Origin of the sequence: Caballeronia arationis (assembly GCF_001544975.2) — a bacterium.
Taxonomy (GTDB): domain Bacteria; phylum Pseudomonadota; class Gammaproteobacteria; order Burkholderiales; family Burkholderiaceae; genus Caballeronia; species Caballeronia arationis.
On sequence record NZ_FCOG02000231.1, the window covers coordinates 1 to 5,960 of the forward strand.

The following is a 5,960-nucleotide window of genomic DNA, read 5'->3' on the forward strand; positions in this document are numbered from 1 at the left end:
TCCCGTAAGGATTTGTTGATGAGGTAGCGCCCGTGCGTGAGCGTAAAAAACTTTCGAAGCCGGGCAGGCGGAACGTCGGTCACAATGGGCGATGGATAGTTGCCCGTGCGCGCCGTCTCGATAGCGCTCTCATCGATGTCTGTGGCGAACACTTGAATCGCACAGCCTTTATTGGCTTCCGCAACACACTCGTTAAGCAGCATCGCGACCGAATACGCTTCTTCTCCGGTCGAGCAGCCCGCGGCCCAGACGCGGATGGAGTCGTCATCGGACTTGTCTTCGCAGATGCGCGGCACGATTTCGCGCTCAAGGGCTTCAAAAGCGTCCCGATCGCGAAAAAGATTCGCCATGCCCGCCTCGTTTGGCATGTGCTCAAACAGGCGAGTCAGCGCTTGAATTCCGCCGGCCGATGCCCCAACGCCGACGATCGGAAACTCCAGCGACGGCGTGACAGATCGAGTCACATCGGGCGGGTCAACTGAAGGCTCAGGCGCTCTATTGCTTGTCATGACGGACGATCTTGATTATCACGCTTCTTGGCAGTTTGGAATTGAATGCGTGGACGACTGATTCGTCAAGCGTACACCACGAGCGTCAGGGACGTCGCCTTAACAAAAGATCGCCGAACCAGTCAGGGAATGTTCGGGAAAAACTTCCATCGCGCGCAAGCTGACAGGCGAGGACGGAGCAAATAGTGCTGGCCTGCATGAGTCGTGAGTCACCGAGATTTCGAGGGTCGGCAGCGGAATTTTAGGTCAATTGCGAATGCCGAACAGTCTCTTTCCGTAACTTCCGTTTGCTGAGCAAAAGTTAGGGCAATCCCGAACTCGTGCGGGTCCTATGATGCGCTGAGCGCGGCGCGTGATACGACGGCGGCGTCTTATCCGCGGCACGGACTTGCCGTGAAGGCCAGCGCACGCAACCGGTACGTCGGCGCGATTCAGGACATCGAGAGTGGTCCGGTCACCACCGAGACCATCCAGAGATCGCGGGCAGAGTGTCTTCGCCGCATCGTTGACCGAGAGCCTCGATTGCAGGCTTTCGGCGCCTAAATCGGGTGGCATGAATGACGGCAATAGGGTTGAAAGCGAGAGTTCGCCGATGCAGGAAGCTGCTTCCATCGACTGGATCGCACCAACGTCAACAAATCCGCGAGGCTGCCGACGTAGAACGCAACAAGCTTCAATTTCGGTAAAAGCCGATGACCCACCGGACAGAATAGCGAAGCGAGCGGCCGTTGCACCTTGCAAGCGGCCATCGCGAACGCTCGGTGCCGACCGAAGGTTGAAGGCTGGGCGGCAGCGCACATACGCAGCAATCGGCCGCCGACTATGTGACGAAGGCGCTCAAGCAATATCGGTCGATCAAGGACAAACACAACATCGAATCTGTGATGATGTACAGCGTGATCGATCCGGACTATTGGCTGATCCAGGCGGACGGTACGACGAAGAACGCCGCATATTTTGCGTTCAGGGTCTTTGTCGCGGCGAATCCGGCTTGAGTTCGAATCGATGCGTGCAATCGGCCTGGAGCGACCGCAACCTGCGCGAAGCGGTGCGCGCCGTACGTGCGCCGACACTGACCGAACCCGAGTCGAACCTGGCTACGGCAGGGCTTTTAGAAGGTGCTCAAATTGAAGGAAGGTTTCACTTGTTTGACGCCATTCGCCAAATGATATCTTGCAGCGAATCGATACCGCCGCCTTTTTGGCAAAAGGCGTCAAACCCGCGGGAAGTCCGCGCGGACTAACGGCGCTTTCATCCATCGAGGTGTGCGCAATGATGAGCGCGTTGGATCCATTATCGTGTCCGCGCACGAGCGCAGCCAACTCGAATCCGTCGGGTGGAGGCATATTGATGTCGAGCACCGCGACGTCGGGGGCCCATGTGGCGACTCGCTTCATCGCGTAAGCGCCATTCGAGGCGAAGCTTGTTTCGTGACCGGCATAGGAGAGCGCCAGAGCGACGGCCTCAGCGCCGATCGCATAATCGTCGACCACGAGGATCCGTAAGCGACCAGGACCTAATGCCCGGCGTGCGGTCCAGATCGAGGTTTGAATAGTGGAACGCATTAAAACCCCGCTGCTGATCGTACTTACGAGCAAGCGCCAGGCCCTTGCGCATTTTTACCTACTACCGACATAACCAATGAAGACCGAGAAATCATTGCCGAACGCAAAGGTTGCCGGACGGAGTGAATTACCTGACCACCGCCGATCTGGCATTGGCCCGCTAATAATCGTCCGCTCTTTAAATGCAACGCAGTTGACAGTGTACGCCGCACTCGGCTCTCACGTATGGCCTCCCGTCGGCTCAAAGAGATCGAAGCCTGCTCGCAGAAACTGAAGCGGTAGAGGGCACGATAGTGCCGGCAAGCATACGCATCAACGATCTGGCTTTCTGCTCGTTTGACTTTCGAGGTTATTGATCTACACAGCTGCCCTCGCAACCTCTTGGGCAGCAAGCTGGATGATGCCTCACAGTCGGTCTGCACTTTCGAAGCCGTGTGTTTCCGATCACACTTCACACTCAGGGCTCCGCGTTTCGCCAGCCCGGCAAGTCATCGATTCGCGTCAATGAATCGCGCCGTGCGCAACGAGATGTATTCGCGCAAGGGAGGCGTGTTACCATCGTCCAGTTCAAATCAGAAGCGGTCGATTTCGGCAGACTCGGCCTTCGCTTTCTCGTGAGAGAGGATAGTCACTTTCATTTTATCGTCGAGGGCAGCGGACATGCTGAACTAAGCAAACCGCACGCCCGACAACGCCTGTCTCACTGCCCGTTCGACGAGGATTCCCGTGGTGCATTCATGCACGCACGCTCTTACAGAGGGTCAAAGAACTGGTAACTTGCAAACTCGACCAAGCTGACGTCGGGTGCTTCTAGGATTAGGAAGCGACGATGAGCCCGGAGGATAGGCCCCTATGGCTCTCCACTTCATCCGGCAGCGCAAGATGCATCCAGGGCACTCGTCGCTCCCCGGATCGAAGAACTTGCGAGACGGGCGCCGCCAATCGATGATCGAAGGCGGCGTCTGCCGCTGCAAGCCGCCAACGTCCCTGCCTTAGCTGGCGACATGCGTATACTCGAGCGCCCGTCCGAGGATTTCGTAAGCTCGTTTCGCACGCGTGGTCCTTTCGTTTTCGTGTCCGACGGCCGCTCTGTAGCCGCACTTGTCGGCACGATTACAGAGGTTGCTTTCCATTCGTGCCTTGCCGAGCCAGTCCTTCTCTTCCTTCCGTGCGCTCCACTTCAACCTCGGTACCTCGCACGGTATCGTGGATTGTTTCGGTCCGTTCGCTAGCTTCCTTACCAACAACTACTTCCTCGACGACTCGCGCGGCCTTGGACACCACCGGCTGTTCGGTGGTCTCCCGAACTTCAACAAAACCTTCCTTCAGATCTGCCACAGTCGCCGGCCGGTCGACGGCCCGACGCTCGATCGTTGCATGCTCTTCGCGCAGATTCACTGATTCGCTTACCGGCGTTTCGGTCACCCGCGAGTACACACGCACACCTCCGGTCTGCACTTCGCGTTTGGCGACTTCCAATTCTTCCTTCACAACGTTGAAGCGCTGACGTTCCGCTGCGATCTCATCAGCTGAATACACGGGGGCGGCGGCATCGTAGCCGGTATACCCGGCGCTCTTCCATTGCGTGACCCGCTGGTCGATGTCGATCGCGCCGGCGCCGCTCAGCACACTCCTTATGGCCTCAACCCGCGATTCGTCCGCCAGATCCACGGAGAGCACTGCCCCGCCGCGGCGCACCGCTTCTCGGTAGTGATCCGCTTCTTCCGGTGCGTCATCGTCGCCGAAGAGATTCTTGAAGAAGTGTTCGATGCGGGTCATTACACCTCCCTCAGCCTCGCCGGCGGAGTGGCCTACCGTAGCGTCTCGCGTAGTACCGTCGTGTGCCGTCCCCGTGAATCCATGCGCCGGTACGTCAGCGATAAAGTCGTTTCGTGCATGGATGTTCAGGTTCGACCGTGCAACCCCGTCCGCCTCTAGCCGACTCGCGGCTGCCTGGGCGTCGTCGAGCGAATCAAATACAGCCAACAAAGTCTGAGCCATTGTCATTCTCCAATGAGTAAAAAAGGCACCTTTAAAGCGAAGGCAGCCTCTGAAGCTCGTGCTGCAACCGCTGCTCCCGCTGCTAACGCCGCGCCTTAAATGTTTGGCGAGTCGTCCTCCACCCACGCGCCGTCGACTCCCTCACGCCGCTCGACAACGAGCCTCTCAACTTTAACCGGTACGTGGTGCAGCTCCTCTTTTTCGAGCGTGTGGGTGGTGATGTGCACCTCTTCCTTCAATGTCAACTGCATAGTGACAACCGGGACGTATTCGAAAACCGGCACGATCAACGTACCGCTTCCTGCCGCGGCCCGTCCTCCGCCTCGACGGGACGGTTTATGGACACACGCGTCACGCCGACCGTCTCGGTACGAAGCTCTATCGAGATCGGCCGAGTCTCATCGCTCACGACCTTTCGAACTCTTATCGCGCCGGTTTGCGCTTCCACTGTGCCGACCGTGAGCTCTTCCTGGATGGCGGAGACGGTGACATCCGCCCCAGGTGCCGGCACGGACGCCGGAACACTTTGGTCCTCGGGCTGATCTGAAGCGCCATTAACATTCATTGTTTTGCTCCAAGGGGCGCGCCAAGCGACCTGTCTCTAGCGAGCTAGCGGAAGGCACCGCTCGGACGCGTTACGCGCCCTTTCGACGTCACAATCCCATCGTCGCGGACAGAGCCGCCGCCTTCTTCGAAAGGCGGTTGATGTCGGAAGCCAGCTCCGCCCGATACGATGGCGATGATTGCGCCCACGATCAGAGCCGCGAAGGAATACCAACTGGCGCGCGCCACGCCTCTTGCTGCCATGTCGGCTGCTTGCCTGGCGTCTTGCTCCGCGCGCGGGGACGAGGCGGCGGATGCCGCTGAGGCCTGCAGTTGCTGCGTTGCAGAGCTCACCAGCGACCCAACACTGTTGCCGTTGGCTTGATTAGCCGCCGTGGCACCGGCGTGGGCGCTGGTGGCAGCAACATTCCCCGCAGTACTTACAGCACTGCCTACGAGCGAGGTAATTCCGTACGCGACCAGCAAAACCATAACCGCCCACGAAAGTAAACCGTGAAGCCAACCGAGCACCGGTGCACAACGACCCGCAAAGTACGAACCAATGAAGACTGCGACTACTGTCGTCACAATCACCCAAATTCCCGAGCCAAAACCGAAACCGTGCAACGGATCGGGTCGAGATAGCGGTGAGAGCATAGAGGCACCAATAGCGGTTCCTAGAACGCTCATAAGCAGGTACACAATCGAAGAGAGGATCACGCCGGCAATGACGGGTCCCCAGGCGACGCGCGGAAGCCCGTCCTGAGTAGTGAGGAGTCGCATAATAGTGTCCCTATGATTTGGATTGTTCGTACGCAGCCGCGTCAGACGGCCGCGCCAAGCCCCAACATGGCGTCTCAATAGCGCAATAGGCGTGCCACAGAGTAGGAGATTCGGAGGGGTCAGCAGCCGCGCCGGGCGCGCGTCCCACGACGCCGCCCACTCCAACCCGCGGCCTGCCGCTTTATCCCGATTTCCGGCACATCCGAAGAGAACAAGATGTGCGCCTTTTTTCTCGACGCTCCAGGCCGCCGGCATCATCATCGATTGAGGGTCCTACGGGATCCGAGTGGGTAAAATGGAATCAAAATCTGCGCAGAGTTGGTCGGCTCTTCCTGCCCTCATGTTCCCCGGCGGTCGGTCAAATTCCCCCATGTATGGTCACCTCAAAATCCCCCAGGTAACGATCGCCGGCTGAGCGGTCCCTAGCGGTGCTGCAGGACATTTATTGTTGTCTCCTTCAGAGAAGAAGGAGACAAGGGAGTGAATGTCTTGAAGCAGCATCTACAAAGCGCGATATTCACGCTGCTTGAGCGCGGCGTGAGCCAGCACAGGATCCATG

Annotated in this window: 7 protein-coding genes; 1 reads left to right on the top strand and 6 read right to left on the bottom strand. The window is 58.5% G+C overall.

Annotated features, from left to right (window positions below):
- On the bottom strand, window positions 1–509 hold a 509-nt coding region (locus tag AWB81_RS39735; RefSeq protein ID WP_327373348.1), incomplete at its 3' end, for a CheR family methyltransferase.
- A gap of 824 nt (window positions 510–1,333) precedes the next feature.
- Between AWB81_RS39735 and AWB81_RS46155 the strand changes: the two genes are divergently transcribed.
- Window positions 1,334–1,504 carry a hypothetical protein gene (locus AWB81_RS46155; RefSeq protein WP_159939015.1) on the top strand — a complete coding sequence of 57 codons (171 nt, stop codon included), beginning with the start codon at window positions 1,334–1,336 and terminating at the stop codon, window positions 1,502–1,504.
- Between the two features lie 102 nt (window positions 1,505–1,606).
- Here the strand turns inward: AWB81_RS46155 and AWB81_RS39740 are convergent, their stop codons facing one another.
- The 5 genes from AWB81_RS39740 to AWB81_RS39760 all read right to left on the bottom strand — a co-directional run bounded on the left by AWB81_RS39740 (window position 1,607) and on the right by AWB81_RS39760 (window position 5,401).
- Window positions 1,607–2,002 carry a response regulator gene (locus tag AWB81_RS39740; protein WP_062643776.1) on the bottom strand — a complete coding sequence of 132 codons (396 nt, stop codon included), beginning with the start codon at window positions 2,000–2,002 and terminating at the stop codon, window positions 1,607–1,609.
- 1,185 nt (window positions 2,003–3,187) lie between these two features.
- Complete coding sequence (locus tag AWB81_RS39745; protein WP_235026162.1) at window positions 3,188–3,853, bottom strand: YsnF/AvaK domain-containing protein; 666 nt, start codon at window positions 3,851–3,853, stop codon at window positions 3,188–3,190.
- A 317-nt stretch (window positions 3,854–4,170) separates the two neighbouring features.
- Window positions 4,171–4,365 carry a hypothetical protein gene (locus AWB81_RS39750; protein ID WP_062643780.1) on the bottom strand — a complete coding sequence of 65 codons (195 nt, stop codon included), beginning with the start codon at window positions 4,363–4,365 and terminating at the stop codon, window positions 4,171–4,173.
- Entirely contained in the window at window positions 4,362–4,640 is a 279-nt protein-coding gene (locus tag AWB81_RS39755; protein ID WP_062643782.1) for a DUF2382 domain-containing protein, read from the bottom strand. The genes AWB81_RS39750 and AWB81_RS39755 overlap by 4 nt, the downstream gene beginning before the upstream one ends.
- A gap of 44 nt (window positions 4,641–4,684) precedes the next feature.
- The gene (locus AWB81_RS39760) at window positions 4,685–5,401 is read right to left on the bottom strand and encodes a YrzE family protein (protein WP_062643784.1); all 717 of its coding nucleotides are present in this window, start codon (window positions 5,399–5,401) and stop codon (window positions 4,685–4,687) included.
- Between the last annotated feature and the right edge of the window lie 559 nt (window positions 5,402–5,960).

Coding starts and splice junctions, on each gene's coding strand:
- AWB81_RS39755 (WP_062643782.1), bottom strand. CDS start 4,640: ATGAATGTTAATGGCGCTTCAGATCAGCCCGAGGACCAAAGTGTTCCG.
- AWB81_RS39745 (WP_235026162.1), bottom strand. CDS start 3,853: ATGACCCGCATCGAACACTTCTTCAAGAATCTCTTCGGCGACGATGAC.
- AWB81_RS39760 (WP_062643784.1), bottom strand. CDS start 5,401: ATGCGACTCCTCACTACTCAGGACGGGCTTCCGCGCGTCGCCTGGGGA.